The organism is Methylobacterium sp. P5_C11 (assembly GCF_054049775.1).
In genome coordinates, this window is sequence record NZ_JBFULS010000015.1 from 35199 (window position 1) to 56087 (window position 20889).

At 69.8% G+C, this 20889-nt stretch carries 17 protein-coding genes; 7 read left to right on the top strand and 10 right to left on the bottom strand.

Annotated elements, in window-relative coordinates; all coding sequences use genetic code 11:
• Positions 1-17 precede the first annotated feature (17 nt).
• The 6 genes from ACXJKQ_RS10615 to secA form a co-directional block, all read right to left on the bottom strand.
• On the bottom strand, positions 18-2612 hold the full coding sequence (locus tag ACXJKQ_RS10615; protein WP_457105717.1) for a PAS-domain containing protein: 2595 nt from the start codon (positions 2610-2612) through the stop codon (positions 18-20).
• A gap of 374 nt (positions 2613-2986) precedes the next feature.
• Positions 2987-4387: an adenosylhomocysteinase gene (gene ahcY, locus ACXJKQ_RS10620; RefSeq protein ID WP_457105718.1), complete on the bottom strand. Its 1401-nt coding sequence runs from the start codon at positions 4385-4387 to the stop codon at positions 2987-2989.
• A 163-nt stretch (positions 4388-4550) separates the two neighbouring features.
• Positions 4551-4955 (bottom strand): CsbD family protein, encoded by a 405-nt coding sequence (locus tag ACXJKQ_RS10625; protein ID WP_457105719.1) that lies wholly within the window; start codon positions 4953-4955, stop codon positions 4551-4553.
• A gap of 304 nt (positions 4956-5259) precedes the next feature.
• A complete protein-coding gene (locus tag ACXJKQ_RS10630; RefSeq protein ID WP_457105720.1) occupies positions 5260-7191 on the bottom strand; it encodes a potassium transporter Kup in 1932 nt (643 codons plus the stop codon).
• 122 nt (positions 7192-7313) lie between these two features.
• On the bottom strand, positions 7314-7985 hold the full coding sequence (gene bioD / locus ACXJKQ_RS10635; RefSeq protein WP_457105721.1) for a dethiobiotin synthase: 672 nt from the start codon (positions 7983-7985) through the stop codon (positions 7314-7316).
• A 7-nt stretch (positions 7986-7992) separates the two neighbouring features.
• On the bottom strand, positions 7993-10884 hold the full coding sequence (gene secA / locus ACXJKQ_RS10640; protein WP_457105722.1) for a preprotein translocase subunit SecA: 2892 nt from the start codon (positions 10882-10884) through the stop codon (positions 7993-7995).
• A 261-nt stretch (positions 10885-11145) separates the two neighbouring features.
• Between secA and ACXJKQ_RS10645 the strand changes: the two genes are divergently transcribed.
• The gene (locus ACXJKQ_RS10645) at positions 11146-12069 is read left to right on the top strand and encodes a foldase protein PrsA (protein WP_457105723.1); all 924 of its coding nucleotides are present in this window, start codon (positions 11146-11148) and stop codon (positions 12067-12069) included.
• 138 nt (positions 12070-12207) lie between these two features.
• On the opposite strand, the gene ACXJKQ_RS10650 is transcribed toward ACXJKQ_RS10645, so the two are convergent.
• Together ACXJKQ_RS10650 and hemH are read right to left on the bottom strand one after the other, a co-directional pair.
• On the bottom strand, positions 12208-12366 hold the full coding sequence (locus ACXJKQ_RS10650) for a hypothetical protein (RefSeq protein WP_457105724.1): 159 nt from the start codon (positions 12364-12366) through the stop codon (positions 12208-12210).
• An 83-nt stretch (positions 12367-12449) separates the two neighbouring features.
• Complete coding sequence (gene hemH, locus ACXJKQ_RS10655; protein ID WP_457105725.1) at positions 12450-13532, bottom strand: ferrochelatase; 1083 nt, start codon at positions 13530-13532, stop codon at positions 12450-12452.
• 250 nt (positions 13533-13782) lie between these two features.
• On the opposite strand from hemH, the gene ACXJKQ_RS10660 reads away from it, so the two are divergent.
• Entirely contained in the window at positions 13783-14472 is a 690-nt protein-coding gene (locus ACXJKQ_RS10660) for a uracil-DNA glycosylase (protein ID WP_457105726.1), read from the top strand.
• A 15-nt stretch (positions 14473-14487) separates the two neighbouring features.
• Here the strand turns inward: ACXJKQ_RS10660 and ACXJKQ_RS10665 are convergent, their stop codons facing one another.
• Entirely contained in the window at positions 14488-14919 is a 432-nt protein-coding gene (locus ACXJKQ_RS10665; RefSeq protein WP_457105727.1) for a hypothetical protein, read from the bottom strand.
• A 272-nt stretch (positions 14920-15191) separates the two neighbouring features.
• Between ACXJKQ_RS10665 and ACXJKQ_RS10670 the strand changes: the two genes are divergently transcribed.
• From ACXJKQ_RS10670 to ACXJKQ_RS10685, 4 genes are all read left to right on the top strand, one after another.
• A complete protein-coding gene (locus ACXJKQ_RS10670; RefSeq protein ID WP_457105728.1) occupies positions 15192-15662 on the top strand; it encodes an AMP-dependent synthetase in 471 nt (156 codons plus the stop codon).
• Between the two features lie 131 nt (positions 15663-15793).
• Positions 15794-16612, top strand: coding sequence for an enoyl-CoA hydratase (locus ACXJKQ_RS10675; protein WP_457105729.1), 819 nt, complete (start codon positions 15794-15796; stop codon positions 16610-16612).
• A 128-nt stretch (positions 16613-16740) separates the two neighbouring features.
• Positions 16741-17052: a hypothetical protein gene (locus ACXJKQ_RS10680; protein WP_457105730.1), complete on the top strand. Its 312-nt coding sequence runs from the start codon at positions 16741-16743 to the stop codon at positions 17050-17052.
• A 65-nt stretch (positions 17053-17117) separates the two neighbouring features.
• Positions 17118-18554, top strand: a complete 1437-nt coding sequence (locus ACXJKQ_RS10685) for a phospholipase D-like domain-containing protein (protein WP_457105731.1) — start codon at positions 17118-17120, stop codon at positions 18552-18554.
• Here the strand turns inward: ACXJKQ_RS10685 and ACXJKQ_RS10690 are convergent.
• A complete protein-coding gene (locus ACXJKQ_RS10690) occupies positions 18472-19257 on the bottom strand; it encodes an endonuclease/exonuclease/phosphatase family protein (protein ID WP_457105732.1) in 786 nt (261 codons plus the stop codon). The genes ACXJKQ_RS10685 and ACXJKQ_RS10690 overlap by 83 nt on opposite strands.
• A gap of 386 nt (positions 19258-19643) precedes the next feature.
• On the opposite strand from ACXJKQ_RS10690, the gene ACXJKQ_RS10695 reads away from it, so the two are divergent.
• Positions 19644-20882, top strand: a complete 1239-nt coding sequence (locus ACXJKQ_RS10695) for a metallophosphoesterase family protein (RefSeq protein ID WP_457105733.1) — start codon at positions 19644-19646, stop codon at positions 20880-20882.
• The last annotated feature ends 7 nt before the right edge of the window (positions 20883-20889 follow it).

Consider the following 20889-nt stretch of genomic DNA (forward strand, 5'->3'; position numbering starts at 1 on the left):
GATCGAAGAATCAAGTCTCAGGGCGATGAGCGCCTGTCGGACGTCGCGGGCTCTCTTTGGCTCACCTGAAGGGTGAGAGCGGGTTTCCGCGCGGGCGCCGGCGGCAGGACGGGTGTCGGGGGCTCCGGAAGCGGCTCGTGCCGCGGCTGGCCCGGGAGGTCGGTCGGGAAGGTGCAGGTGACGCGGGTGCCGTTGCCCGGCGCGGTCTCCAGCAGAACCCGGCCGCCGTGCAGTTCGACGAAGGAGCGCACGATCGACAGCCCGAGGCCGACCCCGCGGTGCCGGGTGCCGAGGGTATGGCTCTCGAAGCGATTGAAGACCGAATCGGCGATCTCTGCGGGCATGCCGCGACCGTAGTCGCGCACGCTGAGGAGAAGCTCCTGCGCGTCCCGCCGGGCATGCACCTCCACGCGCTGGCCGGCATCCGAGAAGCCGACCGCGTTCGAGAGCAGGTTGAACAGGATCTGGCGGACCCGCTTCCCGTCGGCATGGACGCTGCCGATATCCTCGGGCACGTCGAGGGCCAGCGTGATGTGGGATTCCGCCAGCCGGTCCTCGATACCCCGCACGGCGGCCTCGATCGTCGCCTGGACATCGACCTCCTCCCGCTGCAGCTCCAGCGAGCCGGCATCGATCGAGGCGAGGTCGAGGATGTCGTTGATGATCACGAGCAGCGCCGCCGAGGAGCGCATGATGTGGTCGGCGTATTCGCGCTGCCGCTCGTTGAGTGCGCCCACGGTCTCGTCGCCGAGGAGCTGCGTGAAGCCGATGATGTTGGTCAGCGGGGAGCGCAGCTCGTAGGAGACGTGGTGGACGAAGGTGTCGCGCAGCTGCGCGGCCTTCTCCAGGGCATCGTTCTTCTCGGTGAGCGCCCGCTCGACGTTCACGCTCGCGGTGACGTCGATCAGGGTGAGGAGCGTCGCGCCCTCGGGGAGCGGCTGGGCGGCGCAGTCGAGGACCGTGCCGTCCACTACCTCCAGGCGGCAGGCGCGGGCGGTGCGCGACTCCATGCCGACCACCGCGTCCCGGATGTCGAGCCACGGCTCCTCGGCGGGGGCCAAGGTGCGGCAGGCGGCGATGACCGCGTCGACGTGCGGCCGGTCCTCGACCATGGCCGGGTCGAGCCGCCACACGGTGCAGAAGGCACGGTTGGCGAGCGTCAGGCGCCCGTCCGCGCCGAACACCGCCACGGGCTCGGCCAGCGTGTCCAGGGTCTCGGCCTGCAGGCGGCGCAGGGCGTTGTAGCGGGATTCGGCGTTCAGGCTGTCGGAGACATCGTCGAACAGGTAGGTCAGGCCGCCTTGCGGGTTCGGATCCGCGACCACGCGCAGTGTCCGGCCATCGGGCAGGTACCACCAGGTCTGGTTCGCCTCCGCTGCCCGGTAGGCGGACAGGACGCCCTGCTTCCAGCCGCGGAAATCCGCGTGCTCCTCGAGCTTCCGCTCCGCCCGCAGGTGGTCCAGGATCTCGCCGTCCGCAGGGCGGCTGTCCAGGAAGGCCTGATCGAGATCCCAGAGCTGCCGGTAGGCGGCATTGTGGAAGATCAGCCGCTGCGACACGTCGAACATCGCCACCGCGGTCGGCAACTGGTCGAGGGTGCGGACGTTGGCGTTCATCTGACGCTGCAGGTCGGCGCGGACGCTCTCCAGTTCGGAAACGTCGATGGCGATGCCGACCCGTCCGGTATCGAGCGCCGTCTCGAACACGTCGAGCATGCGCCGGTTGCCCGCCACGATGGCCGAGAGGCGCGGGACGCTGCGGGTCAGGCCGGCGAAGCGGGCCGCCTCCTCGCGGGCGATCGTCTCCCGGGCCGGACGGTCGAACAGCTCCAGGCTTGCGTCGAGGGCCGCCTCCCGGCTCGCCGCTTCCACCGCCGACACGTAGGCGGCGTTGACCCAGCTCAGGCCGCCCTCGCGGTTGCGCCGCCAGACCGGCTGCGGGATCGCATCGAGGAGGCCCGACAGGGCCGACAGGCCCCGGCGGGTCTCGTCCAGGGTGGCGCGCAGGTCGGCGATCTCGCAGCGTTCCTGGCTGGTCTCGCGCAGGCGCAGCAGCGCCCGTCCCGCCACGGCCTGGCCGTGGGCCTCGATGTTGCGGCCGGTCTGGGTCTTCAGGCTCAGTGCGAAGCTCGTGCCCCGCGCCCGCAAGGTCTCCACGGCGGTTTCCACCGCCGTCGCGTCCGCGGCGACCAGCCATGTGCCGAAGGCCAGCACGCGGCGGGCATGGCCTGAGGTCGGCCGCTCGCCGTGGATGGCCAGGCTGATGTCGCCCTCCACCACCGGTTCGCTGCGCCGATCCCAGGTCACGATGATCTGGCGCTCGGCGTTGAGCAGCATCTCGGCCCGGTCGTGGGCGCCGCGCAGGACATCCAGGGTCGCGGCGAGTTCGCGCTCGCGGCGCGTCCATCGCCCGCGTTCGTAGAGGTGGAGGAGGGACAGGATCACCGCGAAGGCGACGAGGCCGCCGAAGATCGCCAGGGCGGCCACACTGTGGATCTCCCGGGCGGAATGCGCGGTCGCGGATTCCGGCAGCTCGGCCAGGGCCGCGCTCGCCGTCATCAGGGCCAGCACGCCCACACCGACCCGAACGCGTGTCGCACTACCGACACCCATGGCTTATCCTGCCCCCGCCCCCGATGGCGGTCCGACCGGCGCGCGTCACCGCGCGGCACAGGACGCACCGTTCCCGCAGTGATTCTCCCGAACCGCCGCAGCCCCATCGATCTAAGATTCGCCCACACTCTACAGTGCGCCGGAATCGACCCGGAAGGGGAACGAAGCGTGGCTTTGGGCCGAGTCGGCACAATCAATCGTTAACGACACACAGAAGACACAGTCCGACCCCGCAGGCTGAGCTTGACAAACGAAGAGGCCCGGCGCAGCGCGCCGGGCCTCTTCGTCGATGCCGATCGAGCCGTCCGGCCCCGACCCGGCGGCGCGACCCCGAAACCCCGATTAAGGCCGGATCGCGTCGCGCGGGTTCGGGCTCAGTAGCGGTAGTGCTCGGACTTGAAGGGGCCGGTCTCGGAGACGCCGATATAGGCGGCCTGATCGGGGCGGAGCTTCGAGAGCTTCACGCCGATCTTCTCCAGGTGCAGCGCCGCGACCTTCTCGTCGAGGGTCTTGGGCAGGGTGTAGACCTGCTTCTGGTACTTGCCCGGATTGGACCAGAGTTCGATCTGGGCCAACGTCTGGTTGGTGAATGAGGCCGACATCACGAAGGACGGGTGTCCGGTCGCGTTGCCGAGGTTCACGAGACGCCCCTCCGACAGGAGGATGATGCGGTGGCCATCCGCGAAGGTGATCTCGTCCACCTGCGGCTTGATGTTCGACCACTTGAGGTTCTTCAGACCGGCGACCTGAATCTCGTTGTCGAAGTGGCCGATGTTGCAGACGATCGCCCGGTCCTTCATCGCCCGCATGTGGTCGATGGTGATGATGTCCTTGTTGCCCGTGGCCGTGACGAAGATGTCGGCGCGGGGGGCCGCATCCTCCATGGTCACGACCTCGTAGCCTTCCATGGCGGCCTGGAGCGCGCAGATCGGGTCGATCTCCGACACCAGCACGCGGCAGCCGGCATTGCGCAGGGACGCGGCCGAACCCTTGCCCACGTCGCCGAAGCCCGCCACCATGGCGACCTTGCCGGCCATCATCACGTCGGTGCCGCGGCGGATGCCGTCGACCAGCGACTCCTTGCAGCCGTAGAGGTTGTCGAACTTCGACTTGGTGACCGAGTCGTTCACGTTGATCGCCGGGAAGAGCAGCTTGCCCTCCTTGGCCAGCACGTAGAGGCGGTGGACGCCCGTGGTGGTCTCCTCGGAGACGCCCTTGATGCTGTCGGCGAGGCCGGCGAACCAGCCCTTCGGCTTCTCGGCGAGCTTCTTCTTTAGGAGCGCGAAGAAGACCTCCTCCTCCTCGCTCTCCGGCTTGTCGAGGAAGGCGGTGTCGCCGTTCTCGGCGCGAAGGCCCAGGTGGACGAACATGGTGGCGTCGCCGCCGTCGTCGAGGATCATGTTCGGCATGCCGCCGTCATGCCAGTCGAACAGGCGCGAGGTGTAGTCCCAGTACTCCTCCAGGGTCTCGCCCTTCACGGCGAAGACCGGGATGCCGGCGGCCGCGATGGCGGCGGCGGCGTGATCCTGGGTCGAGTAGATGTTGCAGGAGACCCAGCGGATGTCGGCGCCGAGCGCCTTCAGGGTCTCGATCAGCACCGCAGTCTGGATCGTCATGTGCAGCGAGCCGGCGATCTTGGCGCCCTTCAGGGGCTGCGCCGCGCCGTACTCCTCGCGGACCGCCATCAGGCCCGGCATCTCCGTCTCGGCGATCGAGATCTCCTTGCGGCCGTAATCGGCCAGCCCGATGTCCCTGACGATATAATCCTTGGCCATGTGTCGATGGCTCCGTGTTCGCGTTGCGGGGTCGGGGCAAGCCCCTACCACCTCAAATGCTACGAAGCAATCAAGACATAAAGATGTCTTTATGCCTTTCCGTCGGCGGGGCGGCTGCACGAATGGCTGCCCCGCCTCTGCGGATATGGCTCGGTGCCGACGCTCAGCGGGTCGGCCGCGCCAGCCAGCCGATGCCGAAGGCCACGGCCGCCACGAGGGCCAGGGTCGCGGTGCGGTTCTCGTCCGCACGGGCGGCGAGACTGCGGCCGTGACGCGCGGCGCGGTCGCGATAGTGCTGGCCGCGCTCGATGGCCTCGTCCGCCAGGGCGTGACCGCGTTCGCTCACCTGACGGAACCGGGTGCGGCCCTCCTCCACGAGGTGCTCGCCGCCGTCACGCAGGTCGCGCACCGCCTCGCGGGCCTCGCCGTAGGCGTACTGGGCGGCGCCGGCGGCCTGATCGTAGGCGCCGTCGAGCTGGTCGGCCGCGCGGCCCCGGACTGCACCGGCGGCGGTCTTGACGCGACCCCGCAGATGGCGGACGCCGCCCTCGATATGATCCCTGTTCATCCTGTCCTCCGGTTCGGCGCACCGCATGGGCTCTTCGCCTGCGTCGGGTCGGAACGGCGACGGATGCCTCAGGTTCCCTCCGACGCGGCGCCCGGACCTCAAGTTTCCGTGCCTCATGCCGAAGAGCTGACACAGGGTTCCGCCCGACCGGCTCAGCGCCCGCTTGTGCCTCACCAGTCGCCAGGCGTTCTTCGGTTGACATCGAGGGCCGGATTGTCGCGCGATGTCCGGAGACGGCGGGACCTTTCCTCTGCCGCCTCCCGCCGGTGACTTGCCGGGTGGCGAAAAGGTCTGGGCGGATCGCCTAGATCTCGATCTCGGTCCCGACCTCGACCACCTGACGGGTCGGCACGCCGAAGAAGGCGCCGGTTCGCTCGGCGTTGCGCTGCATGAAGGCGAACAGGTTCTCCCGCCACGGCGCCATGCCGCGCTTGTCTTTCCGCGGGATGATCGTCTCGTGCCCCACGAAGATCGTCATGTCGTCGAGCACGTGCGGCGGCAGGTGGCGGGATTCCACCGCGCAGGCGAGCCCCTCCGGGATCGAGGCATCCTCCATGAAGCCGTAGCGCAGGATCACCCGGTAGAAGTCCGGTGCCAGGATCGTCACGTGCGCGCGCTGCGCCCTGGGGACCGTCGGCGTCTCCTCGTAGAGCGCGGTGATGATCAGGATCCGTTCCATGAGGGCGTGGTTGCGCTCGACGAAGCGCGAGAGGTGGAGCGGAATGCCGTGCTCGGCAGCCGACAGGAAGGCCGCGGTGCCGGGCAGCCACAGCAGATCGCGGTGTTGGAGGCCGGCCAGGAAGACGTCCTCCGGAAGCTGCAGGGCGACCCGCGCCGCCTCGACGAGTTCGTTGCCCTTCTTCCAGGTCAACATCATCAGCGCGACCACGCCGGCGAGCAGCAGGGGAAACCAACCGCCCTCCATCAGCTTCACGCTGTTGGCGGCGAAGAACACGGCGTCGATGGCGAGGAAGACACCGTTCACCGCGAAGACCAAGATGGGCTTGTAGCCCCAGCGCAGGGCGATGAGTGCGGCCAGGAGCGTCGTGATCGCCATCAGCATAGAGACCGCGATGCCGTAGGCGCCGGCCAGCGCATCGGAGGAACCGAACATGATGACCGCCGCGAGCGTCGCGACCGCCAGGAGCCAGTTCACCATCGGGACGTAGATCTGCCCGCGCTCCTCGCGGGCCGTCTGCACGATGCGCATCGCCGGCAGGAACCCGAGCTGGACCGATTGCTGGGTCAGCGAGAACACGCCGGAGATGATCGCCTGCGAGGCGATGATGGTCGCCAGCGTGGCGAGCAGCACGAGTGGCAGGTGGCCCCAGTCGGGGCAGAGGCGGAAGAACGGGTTCTCGAGGGCGTCGGGTTCGGCGATGAGCAGCGCGCCCTGGCCGAAATAGTTGAGCACCAGCGCCGGTAGGACGAGCCCGAACCAAGCCAGACGGATCGGCGTCGCGCCGAAATGGCCGAGATCGGCGTACATCGCCTCGCCGCCGGTCACCGCGAGGAAGGCCGCGCCGAGCATCGCGAAACTTACGTGCCAGCCGGCGTGCAGCATGAAATCGAGCGCCCGGAACGGATTGGCGGCCGCGAGCACCTCGGGATTGGCGACGATGCCGATCACGCCGAGCCCGGCCAGCACCGCGAACCAGACGAGCATGACGGGTCCGAAGACGCGGCCGATGGCGGCCACGCCCTTGTGCTGGACCAGGAACAGCCCGACCAGGATGACGAGGGTAATCGGGACCACGTACGGCCCGAGCGCCGGCGCGTCGATCTTCAGGCCCTCGATCGCCGAGAGCACCGAGATCGCCGGCGTGATCGCGCCGTCGCCGTAGAGCAGGGCCGCCCCGATGAGCCCGACCACCAGCAGAAGCGCCTTCCACGTCCCCGGCCGGGCCTGCCGGGCGCCGAGCAGCGCCAGCATGGCGACGATGCCGCCCTCGCCGCGGTTGTCGGCGCGCAGGATCAGCACCGCGTATTTCAGCGACACGATCAGGATCAGCGACCACAGGATCAGCAAAACCGCGCCTGTGGCCGCCGCCGGCACCGAGGCGCCGCCGGCGGTCGCCGCCTTCACGGCTTCCTTGAACGCATAGAGCGGGCTCGTGCCGATATCGCCGTAGACGACCCCCAGCGCGCCCAGGATCAGCGCCGGCCGCAGCCGGCTGCGGTCCGGCTCTGCGGCGTCCACAGCGGAATCCGTCGCGGGGGCAAGGGATTGACTCAACGCAGGGCTCCCGTCGGACACGACCCTGCAGGGGGGTGCATCGCCTCCGACCGACAAGTAGCGGCTGCCGCTACGCCGTCCAGCGCCGCTTCGGCCTCATCGGGGTGGGATACGGCGACGGTTCAGATCACATCTGCGAGCGCGTCGGGACACGACTCGCCGCGTCTCAGGCAGAAGACGGGCGCCCCGGCATGGCGGCCGATCGATGCGGCCACGGTGCGAGCCGGTGTCGGCGCACCGTCGCTCTCGCTGACCACCACCGCGAGGAGCGGGATACCGTGAAGGCGCAGCGTCTCGCAGGCGGTAAGCGCGTGGCTGATCGCCCCGAGATAGCTGCCGGTGATCAGGAGCGCCGGCAGCCCGAGCGCCCGAAGCCAGTCGAGGCCCGTCGCCACCTCGGTGACCGGGCTCATGAGGCCCCCCACGCCCTCGATCAGGAGCGTACCCTCCGTCGCGGCGATCTGCGCGCGACACCAGCCGACGAGGTCGGACAGCGCGAGGCTGCGCCCCTCCAGCACGGCGGCTTGATCGGGCGAGAGCGGCGCAGAGAACCGCCAGGGCGAGCAGGCCTCCACGGAGTCCCCCTCGAGGGGAAGGCCTTGCGCGTCGAGCAGGCGGGCGGTGTCGCTCTCGGCGAAGCCCGGATCGTCGAGCGGCGGGACGCCGCTCGCGAGGGGTTTCAGGGTCCGGACCGGCCGGCCAAGCGCCCGCAGGCGCCGGGTCAGGGCGGCGGTGACGTAGGTCTTGCCGATCTCCGTGCCGGCCCCGGCGATGAAGACGGCCCGTGCGGGCATGCCGGCCTCAGGCCTGAAGCGTGCCGTGGCAGTGCTTGTACTTCTTGCCCGATCCGCAGGGGCACGGCTCGTTGCGGCCGACGCGACCCCATGTAGCCACGTCGTTCGGGTCGCGCTCCAGCACGGCACCATCCGCGGCCAAGCCCTGGGCGGCGAAGCCGTAGGCGGGGCCGCCGCCGCCGTCGCTGCCCGATCCGAGCCCAGCGTAGTCCATCTCGTTCTCGCCGGTGACCGGGTCGAGATGCTGGGCGAACATCGGCGGCAGGGCCGGGCCGCCGGGCGGGTACTCTTCCGGCTGCTCCTGCATCATGATCTCGACCCGGGACAGCTGCGCCGTCACCTGCTCGCGCAGGGCCGTGACCAGCCCGTTGAACAGGTCGAAGGCCTCCGACTTGTACTCGTTCAGCGGGTCCCGCTGGGCGAAGCCGCGCCAGCCGATCACCTGCCGGAGGTGGTCGAGGGTGACGAGATGCTCGCGCCAGAGATGGTCGAGGGTCTGGAGCAGGACCTGCTTCTCGATATAGGCCATGATCTCCGGGCCGTTCTTCTCGGTCCGGGCTGCATAAGCTTCCTCGGCCGCCTTGAGCAGGCGCTCGCGCATCTCCTCGTCGGCGATGCCCTCCTCCTTGGCCCACTCCTCGACGGGGACGTCGAGGCTGAGCACCTCCGTCACCTGCTCGCGCAGGCCGGCGACATCCCACTGCTCGGCGTAGGCGTTCTCCGGGATGTAGCGGGCGACGAAGTCGTCGATCACGCCCTCGCGCATCTCGTCCACGGTCTCGCGGACGCTGTCCTGGCCCATGAAGTCGCGACGCTGCTCGAAGACGACCTTGCGCTGGTCGTTCATGACGTTGTCGTACTTGAGCACGTTCTTGCGCATGTCGAAGTTGCGCGCCTCGACCTTCTGCTGCGCCTTCTCGATGGCCTTGTTGATCCAGGGGTGGATGATCGCCTCACCCTGCTCCAGGCCGAGCTTCTGCAGCATCCCGTCCATCCGGTCGGATCCGAAGATCCGCATCAGGTCGTCCTGAAGCGACAGGTAGAACTTCGAGCGGCCTGGATCACCCTGGCGGCCGGAGCGGCCGCGGAGCTGGTTGTCGATGCGCCGCGATTCGTGGCGCTCGGTGCCGATGATGTAGAGGCCGCCGGGCAGCGCCTTCTTGCGGCCCGCCTCGGGATCGGCCGGCTCGCCCGAGGCCAGCACCTTGGCGCGGTTGTCGGCGATCTCCGCCTTGATCGCCTCGATCGCGGCCGTGCGCTCCGGCCCCTCCGCGAGATGCCCGAGCTCCTTCTCGATGCGCATCTCGAGGTTGCCGCCGAGTTTGATGTCGGTGCCGCGGCCGGCCATGTTGGTGGCGATGGTGATCGCCCCCGGCACGCCGGCCTCGGCCACGATGTAGGCCTCCTGCTCGTGGAAGCGGGCGTTCAGCACCGCGAAGCGCTTGGTCACCCGGCCCTCGCGGGCGGCGGCGTAGACGTCGGTCAGCGCGTTCGGATCGGAATAGTCGAGCAGGGTGTAGCCGGCCTTCTTCAGCATCTCGGCGAGGTGCTCGGACTTCTCGATCGAGCCGGTGCCGACCAGGATCGGCTGGTGGCGTCCATGCGCCTTGTCGATCTCGGCGATGATGCCCTCGTACTTCTCGCCGACGGTCCGGTAGACCTCGTCGTCCTCGTCGACGCGCTCGACCTCCTTGTTGGTCGGGATGTCGACCACGTCGAGCTTGTAGATCTCGGCGAACTCGTCGGCCTCGGTCGAGGCGGTACCGGTCATGCCGGCGAGCTTCTTGTAGAGGCGGAAATAGTTCTGGAAGGTGATCGAGGCGAGCGTCTGATTCTCTGGCTGGATCGTGACCCGCTCCTTGGCCTCCAGCGCCTGATGGAGGCCCTCCGAGTAGCGCCGGCCCTGCATCATGCGGCCGGTGAACTCGTCGATGATCACCACCTCGTCGTTCTTGACGATGTAGTCCTTGTCGCGGGTGAACAGGGTGTTGGCGCGTAGCGCCTGGTTGACGTGGTGGACCAGGGTGACGTTGTGCGCGTCATACAGGTCGCCCTCCTTTAGGAGACCGGCCTCGCGCATCGCCTCTTCGATGAACTCGTTGCCCTCCTCGGTCAGCGAGACGGTGCGCTGCTTCTCGTCGAGGTCGTAATATTCCTTGCGCAGGCGCGGCATCAGCGCGTCGACTGACACGTAGAGTTCCGAGCGGTCGTCCACCGGACCCGAGATGATCAGCGGCGTGCGCGCCTCGTCGATCAGGATCGAATCGACCTCGTCGACGATCGCGAAGTTGTGTCCCCGCTGCGCCAGCTGGGACATCTCGTACTTCATGTTGTCGCGCAGGTAGTCGAACCCGTACTCGTTGTTGGTGCCGTAGGTGATGTCGCAGGCATAGGCCTCCTTGCGCTGCGCATCGTCGAGCCCGTGCACGATCGTGCCGACGCTGAGGCCCAGGAACCGGTAGACCTGACCCATCCACTCGGCGTCGCGGGAGGCGAGGTAGTCGTTCACGGTGACGACGTGGACGCCCTTGCCCTCCAGGGCATTGAGGTAGACCGGCAGCGTCGCCACCAGGGTCTTGCCCTCGCCGGTCTTCATCTCGGCGATGCCGCCCTCGTGCAGCACCATGCCGCCGATGAGCTGAACGTCGAAGTGGCGCTGGCCGAAGACGCGCTTGGCCGCCTCGCGCACCGTCGCGAAGGCCGGCACGAGGATGTCATCGAGACTCTTGCCGGCGGCGAGTTCCGCCTTCAGCATGTCGGTACGGGCGCGCAGGGCCTCGTCCGAGAGAGCCTGGATCTCCGGTTCCAGCGCGTTGATCAGCGCCACGCGCGGGCGATAGCCCTTGACGCGACGGTCGTTCGAGGAGCCGAAAATCTTCTTGGCGATAGAGCCGAGCATCGTTGACCTGCGGACGCGCGAGCCCGCCCACGGGTGAGCGTGGCGGGCCGGCCTGGACGGAGTTGGCCGGGCTTATAGAGGTAAACATCGCCCGGCGCACCTGGAAGGGGCAGCCCTCAACGCATGCCGGTACGGTCACGGTTCCGGCATCGGTGAAATGGCCGCGCTTGCCTTCTCATGCGACGCGGGCCACCTGTGCCGCGGCCTGCCGCCCGGGCGCTCCGGCGCGGCGCCGAGACGCGAGCCGAGGACTTCGCCCGCATGCCGAACACCGCCCTTCTCCGGCGCGCCAGCGCCCTCGCCCTCCTGATCGCGATGCCGGGATTGGCGCTGGCGCAGGCGCCTCAGAAGGCCCCGGCCCCGACGCCGGCCGCGAACACGCCGGCCGTTGCCCCCGCCGCCGAACCGAGCGCGGATGCGGTCGTTGCGAGCGTCAACGGCAAGCCGATCACGCAGGGCGACCTCGCCATCGCGGCGGACGACCCGGCCCTGTCGCTGCCCGGGGTGGACGAGGCGCAGAAGAAGACCCTTCTTGTCGATTACATGGTCGACCTGCGGGTCGGCGCGCAGGCGGCTGAGGCCGCCAAGATCGGCGACAGCCCGGAGTTCAAGCGCAAGCTCGCCTATTTCCGGGACAAGCTCCTCCTCGACGACTACCTCGAGCAGGAAGCCAAGCGCGCGGTCACGCCCGAGGCGGAGCACGCGATCTACGACCAGACCGTCAAGCTGATGAAGCCCGAGGAGGAGGTGCATGCCCGCCACATCCTCGTGGACAACGAGGCGGAGGCGAAGAAGATCGCCGCGCGCATCAAGGGCGGCGAGGACTTCGCCAAGGTCGCGGCTGAGACCTCGAAGGATCCGGGCTCCAAGGCCGAGGGCGGCGATCTCGGCTGGTTCACCAAGGAGCGCATGGTGCCCGACTTCGCCAACGCCGCCTTCGCGATGAAGCCCGGCCAGGTCTCCGATCCGGTCAAGACCCAGTTCGGCTGGCACGTGATCAGAGTCGAGGAGAAGCGGACGAAGCCACAGCCGACCTTCGACGAGCTGAAGGAGCAGATCGACCAGCACCTGATCCGCAAGGCGCAGCAGGACATGATCCTGAAGCTCCGCTCGGAGGCCAAGATCGACCGCACCGACGCTCCGCCGGCTGCCGCGCAGCCGACGACGGAGCCGAAGAAGCCCTGATTCGGCTCTGAAAGCGAAGCCGCCCGCCATGCGTCGTCCGCGTCGCGCCTTTCGGGTCGCCCCACAGGCGCGCGGGACATCGTCGGTCCGACCGCTCACATGGATCTGTGTCGCGGCCGGCGGCGATCGCGGCGTCCGTCAGTAGGGCCGGTCTGGGACGAGATAGCTCGACTGGGCCGGTGCGGGTTGCGGCGTCACGCCAAGCGCGGCGAGTTCGTCGCTACGGCGCCCTTCGGCGATCCGATCGAGCACCGCGATCAGCAGCCACGGACACGCGATGCCGATGAAGAACGCCATGTAATCCTCCCGAGCCGAATCGATCTGACCGTCCGGCTTAGGAAAAGAATAGGGGGGCTAGGCGCGCCCGCAAGCGCGGAGCCTCAGATCCAGCCCTGAAGCTCCCGACGGACCACGTGTTCGATGACCTTCATGCCGAGATCGGTATCGTTCAGGCAGGGGATGTAGGCGAACCGCTCGCCGCCGTTCTCCTCGAAATAGTGGCGGTTCTCGCCGTCGAGTTCCTCCAGCGTCTCCAGGCAATCCGCCGTGAAGCCGGGGGCGACGATCGCCATGCGCTTCACCCCGGATTTCGCCAACGCCATCACCGTCTCGTCGGTGTAGGGCTTCAGCCACTCCTCGTTGCCGAACCGCGACTGGAAGGTCGTGCGCATCTTCTCCGGAGAGAGGCCCAGCGCCTCTCGGATCAGCCGCCCGGTCTTGTGGCACTGGCAATGGTAGGGGTCGCCCTTGAGCAGGTAGCTCCGCGGCACACCGTGGAACGAGGTGAGGATCACCTCCGGCTCGAAGTCGAGCTTGGCCAGACCCTCGCGGATCGAATCGGCCATCGCGGCGATGTAGACGGGGTCGTCATGATAGGGGGGCGAGACCCGCACCGTCGGCTGCCAGCGCATGTCCATCAGCGCCCGGAACGCCTGATCGCAGGCGGTGGCCGAGGTGGCGGCGGCGTATTGCGGGTAGAGCGGCACCAGCAGGATCCGGTCGCAGCCCTGATCGAGCAGGGCCTGGATCCGGCCGGCGACCTCGGGCTTGCCGTAGCGCATCGCCCAATCGACCACCACGGATTCGCCCATGGCCGCCTGCAGCCGCTCGCTCTGGCCGCGGGTGATCGTCTTCAGCGGTCCCTCGTTGAGGGCGTTGTTCCACACACTGGCGTAATCGCGTCCCTTCGGTCCCGGGCGCTTCGTCAGGATGATCAGGTTGAGGAGCGGCCACCAGATCAGACGGGGCACCTCGATCACCCGCCGGTCCGACAGGAACTCCTTGAGGTACCGGCGCATGGGCCAGTAGGACGTGCCCTCGGGCGTTCCCAGATTCATCAGCAGTACGCCGACGCGGCCCCAGGCCACTTTCGGGTGGTCGGGCGGCAGGGTGCCGGCCGCGGGCGTGGGCGGTGCGAGGGGCCGGCCATTCGCCAGCGCGGCGGGTTCGACGCGTTCGTTCATGGCAGCGTTCCGGCGCCGCGCGCCGAGATCCTTCTTCTGGTTTCCCATATCCGGCCGCCGGCGCATGGGCCTGAGCCGGGCCGGAGTCTAACCCCTCGCGGGTGCGCTTCCATCTAGGGTGCGAAGCCGCCCGGCGAAGACCGGATGCGACATGCCGCACCGCGATGTGCCGCACGCTCGCCCTCATGTCCCTAAACACGGGCTGCCCCGGGCCGCAACTGTCGGCCCTGCACCGGACCCTGGAGTGACCATGCCCGAGACGCCCGTGGCTGATGCCCTCGCGGCCTTCCGCGCCTCCGGCTCCCCCTGGCTGGCGCTGCCGTTTTTCGCCGGGTCCCAGGCCGCGGCGGTGGCGGCCCGCGTCGATGCGCGAATCGCCGCGGGTGCCGGCGTGCTCCCGGCCCCGGATCGGATCTTCCGTGCCCTGACGGAAACCCCGCCGCAGGACGTCCGCGCGGTGATCCTCGGTCAGGATCCCTACCCGACTCCCGGCGACGCCAACGGCCTCGCCTTCTCGTTCGTGGGGTCGGGCCGCCTGCCGGCGTCGCTGCGGGTGATCCTGGCAGAGGCGGAATCCGGTCGTGAAGCGGGGGGCGACCTGACGCCCTGGGCGCGGCAGGGCGTCCTTCTGCTCAACAGCGCGCTCACCGTGGAGGCCGGCAAGGCCGGGGCGCATCTGCGGTTCGGCTGGTCCGCGCTCACCGACGAGGCCGTCACCGCCGTGTCGGCGCGTCCGGAGCCCGCGATCTTCCTGCTCTGGGGCGCCCAGGCGCGGGCTCGGGCCGCCCTGATCGATTCGACGCGGCACGGCGTGTTCGAGAGCGGGCACCCGTCGCCCCTCAACCGTGCCCGGGACTTCCCGGGTTCCGACCCGTTCGGACGGGCCAACCGCTGGCTGGCCGAGCACGGCCGCCGTCCGATCGACTGGCGGCTCGGCTGAAGCCGGCGACGATCCCTATTGCGGCTTGGCAGGCACCGAAGGCTTGGCGGGCTCGGCTGGCTTGGCCGGAGCCTTCGCGTCCTGGCCTGCCGGCAGGAGCACGTTCTTGGCCACCGTCCCCTCGGGGCCGTACTCGCCGGCCACCGCGATGCAGGCCTGGTCGCGGTTCTGCTGCATCTGGTTCGACATCAGCGTGAACATGGTCTGCACCCGGTTCCCGAACGGGCCCCGCGGCTGGACATCCGCGACCTGGACGTTCTGCTTGGCCAGCAGCGCCTCGAACTGGTCGCTGCCGATCCGGTAGCCGCAGACGTTGGAGGCGGCGAAGATGTAGGCGGCGAATTCCAGGGCGCGCGGCCCCGGGGCATTTCGGATCTGCGCCCGCGCTGGCAGGGCCGCGAGCGTGACGGCGGCGAGGAGGGCGATCCGGGTCGTAATCGGGCGCATGCGCAAAGGTTTCCTCGGTGGTCGGCGGCCTCTGACGGGCCGCTCCGGCCTGCGCCACATAGGCCCGTCTCGCGCCCGCGCCAATGCGACCGAAGTTGCCGACACTTTGCGCGTCGCCGTTCACGGCCCGTTGGCCATAGGCTCAGTCACCGGCCGGCACGGCGCCGAAAACGGAGTGGTTTTCCGATGGAACGGCGCGGTGTGAGAGAGTGTTAACCTGCTCGCGTCACGCCAGGGCTACGGTTTGTCCACATCCAGGCGGTCCGCATCGCATGTACGGCGTCCATTCCTCTGCGGCCTCCAACTCCATCCCGGCTCTCGACAGCGACCGGCACTTCCGGTCCGGCGTCACCGGGGCCGGCACTGCGGACCGGCGCATTGCGCCGGGCGGACCCGCCGCCGCCATCTGTCCGCACCGGTTCGCCCGCTGGGCGTGGGGTGAGGGCCTGCGCGCCGGGGTGACGGTGGCGCTCATGGTACAGGATCTCGGACAGGCGGAAGCCATGCGCCTCGGCCTCACGCGCCTCGGCCTCAGTGTCGTTTGCCTGGACAGCGCCGGCCGCGACCAGACGCTGGCCGACAGCCTGACCCGGTCGGAGGCCGCACTGGTCATCGTCGATACGGCCCTGGCCAGCGCCTATGCCGGCGTGATGGGCCGGCTCGCCCGCTATCCCGCCGTCTGGTGGAACGGACCGGGTGCCGATTACGCGAGCCTCGATCACGCCCTCGCCGAGCGGGCCTGAGCGTAAGCCGCTTAGATTGGCGCCGACGGTATCCTCCCGCCCTGGCGGCATCGCGGCCTGCAAGCCCGCGTGGTAATCTCCGATAGCGAGACCGGTCCCGCATCAGGGAGACCGGCACGGGAGACGCCGCCATGACCGCAGCCGTAGCCACGGCCCCCTCCGTCGCCGCGGATCGGGAGGCACCGGTCCTCTTGCGCAGCGACGCCGACGGCATCGCGACCCTCACCCTGAACCGCCCGCAGTCGCGCAACGCCCTGTCCATGGCCCTGATGGGCGCCCTTCAGGTCGAGCTCGACGCAATCCGCCAGGATCCTGCGGTCCGGGTCGTGATCCTGCAGGGAGCAGGTCCCGCCTTCTGCGCCGGACACGACCTCAAGGAGATGCGCGCCGATCCGTCCCGGGCTGCGACGGAGGCGGTGTTCCAGACCTGCGCCCGGCTCATGCTGAGCCTCGCGCACCTGCCGCAGCCGGTGATCGCCCGGGTCCACGGGATCGCCACCGCCGCCGGCTGCCAGCTCGTCGCCACCTGCGACCTCGCCGTCTGCAGCGAGACGGCCCGCTTCGCCACGCCCGGGGTCCAGATCGGCCTGTTCTGCTCGACGCCGATGGTCGCCCTGTCGCGCGCCGTGTCGCGCAAGGCCGCCCTGGAGATGCTGCTCGTGGGTGAGCCGATCGACGCCGCCGAGGCGCTCAGGATCGGCCTCGTCAACCGGGTCGTGCCCGAGGCGGACCTCGACGCCGCGGTGGGCGCCCTCGCGACGCGGATCGCCGGAAAGGCCCGGCGGGTGCTGGCAATCGGCAAGGAGGCGTTCGGGCGCCAGATCGAGATGGGCCTGGAGGACGCCTACGGCTACGCCGCCGAGGTCATGACCCGGAACATGATGATGGCCGACGCGCAGGAGGGCATCGACGCCTTCCTGGGCAAGCGGCCGCCGCGCTGGGAGCCGTGACCCCGCGCGGTGGCGCGATACGACGCAGGCCGGCTGGCGCCGCGCTGGTAGGTGATGGCGCGACCCTGCCCTAGGATGACGGGCGCGTCCGATCCTGCCGGGCTCGGCGCCCAGAAACGGAACGGCTGATGAGCACCATCGACCTGTTCGGTCTGACGCTGGCCTTCTACGGCACGATGCCCCCGCCCCGGCCGCCGCGGCCGGAGCGCAACGGCGCGACCTGGGCCGCCGCGGTGATCTTCGGCGGCATCTGCCTCGCCACGATCGGGCCGATGATCACGATCTGGAGCTTTCACCGCCCCTACGCGGAGGCCAAGGCGCGTTGCATCGCCTCCGGCGGCCGGGTCCTGTACGCGGCCCTCGATGGCAGTGGACCCTATCGCTGCGAGCGGCCCGCCGGCGCCGACGCCATTGCGTATCCGGTCAAGCCGGCGGATTAATCCGCCCGCCGCACGGGCTTCGGGCCAATCCGGCGCCTCCCGCCGCGAATTCGGATACCGAAACCTTGGAAAACGCGCTTACCCGCTGGGTCCAGTCGACCGCCCTGCTGCGGTCGGATGTCGAGGCGCTGATCGGCTTCGCGCTGGCGATCGGCGTCACCCTGCACGCCCTGCTGCGCAAGCGGCGGGTCAGCGTGGCGGTGGGCTGGATCGGGCTCGCATGGCTGTCGCCGATCTTCGGAACCGCCCTCTACCTCACCTTCGGCATCAACCGAGTCTCGCGCCGCGCCCGGCGGCTGCGGACAAAGCCTTCCGACGCGACGCAGCTGCCCGACACCGACGACGCGGTGGTGCCGGAGGCGCTCTGGCCCCTCGACCGGGCCGTCCGGCGGATCACCGGCCTGCCGGCCTTCTCGGGCAACACCGTGCAGATGTTCCGCAACGGCGACGCGGCCTACCCGGTGATGCTGGCGGCGATCCGGGAGGCGCAATCCAGCATCGGGCTGTCGAGCTACATCTTCCGGGACGATGCCACCGGCCGCGCCTTCTGCGACGCCCTGTTGGAGGCGCAGGGCCGGGGCGTGCAGGTCCGCGTCATCATCGACGGGATCGGCGGCGGCTATTTCCGGGCGCCCGTCTATCACCGCCTGACCGCCGCCGGGGTGCCGGTGGCCCTGTTCATGCACTCGGCGCTGCCCTGGCGGATGCCGTTCCTCAACCTGCGCTCGCACAAGAAGCTGCTGATCCTCGACGGGCAGATTGCCTTCGCGGGCGGCCTCAACATCTCCCACCCGAATCGCGTCGCGCTGAAGCCCGAGCACCCGATCCGGGACACCCATTTCCGGATGACCGGACCCGTGGTCGAGCAGCTCGCCGCCGCCTTCGCGGCCGACTGGGCCTTCGTCGACGGCGAAATCCTCGACGGCGCGCCCTGGTTCGTCGACCTCGAGCACACCGGACCCAGCGTCGCCCGGGCGGTCACCTCTGGCCCCGACGCGGATGTCGAGAAGATCGAACAGGTCATCCTCCAGGCCCTCGCCTGCGCGCGCCGGACGGTCCGGTTCGTGACGCCCTACTTCCTGCCCGACGAGCTCGTCACAGGGGCGCTCGCGCAGGCCGCGACCCGGGGCATCACCGTCGACGTGATCATACCGCGGGTCAGCGACCATCCGTTCATCGACTGGGCGACCCGGGCGCATCTCGATCCGCTGCTGCGGGCCGGCGTGCGGGTCTGGCTCGACGACCCGCCCTTCGACCACTCCAAGGCGATGGTGGTCGACGACATCTGGTGCTTCGTGGGCAGCGCCAACTGGGACATGCGCAGCTTCCGGCTCAATTTCGAGCTGAACGTCGAGATCATCGACGCGGAGCTGGCCGCCGAACTCGACCGGTTCATGCGCGGCAAGATGGAGGCGCGCCTCAGCCGGGACGATCTCGCCGCCCGGATCCTGCCGATCCGTTTGCGCGACGCAGGCGTGCGACTGCTGCTGCCATACCTTTGAACCGCCCCGGGGCGTGCGCCTCGGGCGACGGTCCGAGATGGACGACGATTGGCCGGTGATCGGACGGCCCCCGCGGCAGCACCGCGTGGTCGTGGCAGACGAGGCCGCGGGCGAGGCATCGGTCGAGCCGCAGGGGCAGGACGTCGACCATCGCGTGGGTCGGCTGCCGCGGCCCGACATCGCGAAAGCCCGGGATCAGCGCGGGGCCGACGATGTTGTAGTCGCCGAGCACCGCCGCCCGCGGAGGCAGTTCGCCGACGATGCGGCGGAGCTGACGGCGGTTCAGCATCTGGCCGTGCGACAGGTGGACGTTGGCGACGCCGAACTCCCCCAGGTCGAGGATCTGGCAGACCCGGTGCACCAGGGCGCCGGAGGGCAGCGTGATCACCCGGGGTGGTGCCGGCCACGGCCTCGGGCTCCACATGGCCAGTCCGTGGATCCGGCCCGGCAGGGGCGCCCAGGCATAGTGGCCGCCGATCCGGTCCAGCAGGAAGCCGATGGCCCGGGTCGCCTCCTGCATCAGCAGGAGGTCAGGTTTCTCCTGGGCGACCAGGGCTGCCACGTCGTCGACCGCCGCGCCGGTGCGCCGCAGCAGGTTCCAGCTCACGATCTTGAACGGGCGATGCGGCCGATCCGCCGGGCGGACCGGCGCGGCGGGCAACGCGACGGGGATGGCGCGGGCCGGGCGTGCAATAGGGATCATCGGGCCGGACTCGTACCTCACCATGCGGCGCTCCCGCCACCGCCACGCTCTAACGCGCACGGGGCCGGGACGTTCGACAGGTTCGGTGCGCGCCGGGTGCCGCGCGCCCGGCCGGACGCGAGGACCGCTCGTGCGCCTGATCGTGTGCGGCCCCGGGACCTGTACCGCTGGCACTCCGACGGTCCCGGTGACGGGATCGGACCTGCGGCCTGCGACCCGTCAGGCGGAGCCTCGGGACCTGCAGCCCGCGCATCGCGCCCCACAGGCTGTCGCCGATGGCCGCTTGAGGCGAGCCCCGTCGGCGGCCTAAGACCCCGCTACGGGATGCCGACGGCCGCTCTGGATCGCGCGTTCCGACTTCACCACCGATCCCGACCCGGAGGCCGATGACCGCGTTCAGCTTCATCCACGCGGCCGACCTGCACCTCGGCAGCCCGCTATCGGGCCTCGCCACCCGCGACGCGGAACTCGCGCGGCGCCTCGCCTCGGCCGGGCGGCAGGCCTTCGAGGACCTGGTGAGTCAGGCGATCGAGCGCTCGGTCGCCTTCGTGGTGGTGGCCGGCGATGTCTATGACGGCGACTGGGCCGACACTACGATCGGCCTGTTCTTCGCCCGACAGGTGGCGCGCCTCGACCGCGCCGGCATCCCGACGATCCTGGTGCGCGGGAACCACGACGCCGAGAGCGTCATCACGCGCTCGATCACGTTGCCGGCCTCCGTGCACGTCTTCCCGTCCGCCCGTGCCGGCACCCTCCGCCTCGACGCCCTGCGGGTGGCGATCCACGGCCGCAGCTTCCAGGGACGGGCCGTCGAGGAGAACCTGTCGCTGACCTACCCGGCGGCCGTGGCGGGCTGGTTCAATCTCGGTGTCCTGCACACCTCCTGCACCGGTCACGCCGCCCACGAGACCTACGCCCCCTGCTCGGTGGCCGATCTCGCCGCCCGGGGCTACGAGTACTGGGCGCTCGGCCACATCCACGAATACGCGGAGCTGTCCCGGGATCCCTGGATCGTTTTCCCCGGCAATCTCCAGGGCCGGAGTGTGCGTGAATGCGGGGAGAAGGGCGCCGTCGTGGTGGACGTCGCCGACGGTCGGGTCACCGGCCTGAGCCGCCTCCCCCTCGACCGGGCGCGGTTCGAGCGGATCGCGGTCGATCTCGCCGCGGTGGCCGACCCGCGCGGCGCCGTCGAGGCTGTCGAGACCGCCCTGAGGCCGCTCGCCGCCGTCGCGGCGCGCCGGCTCCTGCTGGTCCGGGTCCACCTCGTGGGCAGCACGTCGGCTCACGACGTCCTCGCGGCCGACCGGGATTCGCTGACGGCCGAGATCCAGGCGGCGGCCCATCGGCTGCACGAGGACATCTGGCTGGAGCGCCTGAAATTCGAGACGCGCCGTCCGCCGGCGACCGCGGAACCGTCCGGCGCCGCCATCGACCCTGCGGCGCTGCTGGCCGACCTCGATCGCGATCCGGAATTCCGTGCGCGCGCCAAGGCGGCCCTGGCCGAGATCGGCGGCAGGATGCCGGGGACCGTGGCGGCGGAAGCCGACCTCGACGCCGAACTCGACGCGCTCTGCGCGGAGGCGGAGGCGCTGATCCTCGGCCGCCTCGGCGGCCGGCACTGCTGAGGCGATC

Excerpts from the sequence above, each read along its gene's own strand:
- ACXJKQ_RS10695 (WP_457105733.1), top strand. The coding sequence starts at position 19,644 with ATGACCGCGTTCAGCTTCATCCACGCGGCCGACCTGCACCTCGGCAGC.
- ACXJKQ_RS10690 (WP_457105732.1), bottom strand. The coding sequence starts at position 19,257 with ATGATCCCTATTGCACGCCCGGCCCGCGCCATCCCCGTCGCGTTGCCC.
- ACXJKQ_RS10670 (WP_457105728.1), top strand. The coding sequence starts at position 15,192 with ATGTACGGCGTCCATTCCTCTGCGGCCTCCAACTCCATCCCGGCTCTC.
- ACXJKQ_RS10665 (WP_457105727.1), bottom strand. The coding sequence starts at position 14,919 with ATGCGCCCGATTACGACCCGGATCGCCCTCCTCGCCGCCGTCACGCTC.
- hemH (WP_457105725.1), bottom strand. The coding sequence starts at position 13,532 with ATGAACGAACGCGTCGAACCCGCCGCGCTGGCGAATGGCCGGCCCCTC.
- bioD (WP_457105721.1), bottom strand. The coding sequence starts at position 7,985 with ATGCCCGCACGGGCCGTCTTCATCGCCGGGGCCGGCACGGAGATCGGC.
- ACXJKQ_RS10660 (WP_457105726.1), top strand. The coding sequence starts at position 13,783 with ATGCCCGAGACGCCCGTGGCTGATGCCCTCGCGGCCTTCCGCGCCTCC.
- ahcY (WP_457105718.1), bottom strand. The coding sequence starts at position 4,387 with ATGGCCAAGGATTATATCGTCAGGGACATCGGGCTGGCCGATTACGGC.
- ACXJKQ_RS10680 (WP_457105730.1), top strand. The coding sequence starts at position 16,741 with ATGAGCACCATCGACCTGTTCGGTCTGACGCTGGCCTTCTACGGCACG.
- secA (WP_457105722.1), bottom strand. The coding sequence starts at position 10,884 with ATGCTCGGCTCTATCGCCAAGAAGATTTTCGGCTCCTCGAACGACCGT.
- ACXJKQ_RS10645 (WP_457105723.1), top strand. The coding sequence starts at position 11,146 with ATGCCGAACACCGCCCTTCTCCGGCGCGCCAGCGCCCTCGCCCTCCTG.
- ACXJKQ_RS10625 (WP_457105719.1), bottom strand. The coding sequence starts at position 4,955 with ATGAACAGGGATCATATCGAGGGCGGCGTCCGCCATCTGCGGGGTCGC.
- ACXJKQ_RS10650 (WP_457105724.1), bottom strand. The coding sequence starts at position 12,366 with ATGGCGTTCTTCATCGGCATCGCGTGTCCGTGGCTGCTGATCGCGGTG.
- ACXJKQ_RS10615 (WP_457105717.1), bottom strand. The coding sequence starts at position 2,612 with ATGGGTGTCGGTAGTGCGACACGCGTTCGGGTCGGTGTGGGCGTGCTG.
- ACXJKQ_RS10675 (WP_457105729.1), top strand. The coding sequence starts at position 15,794 with ATGACCGCAGCCGTAGCCACGGCCCCCTCCGTCGCCGCGGATCGGGAG.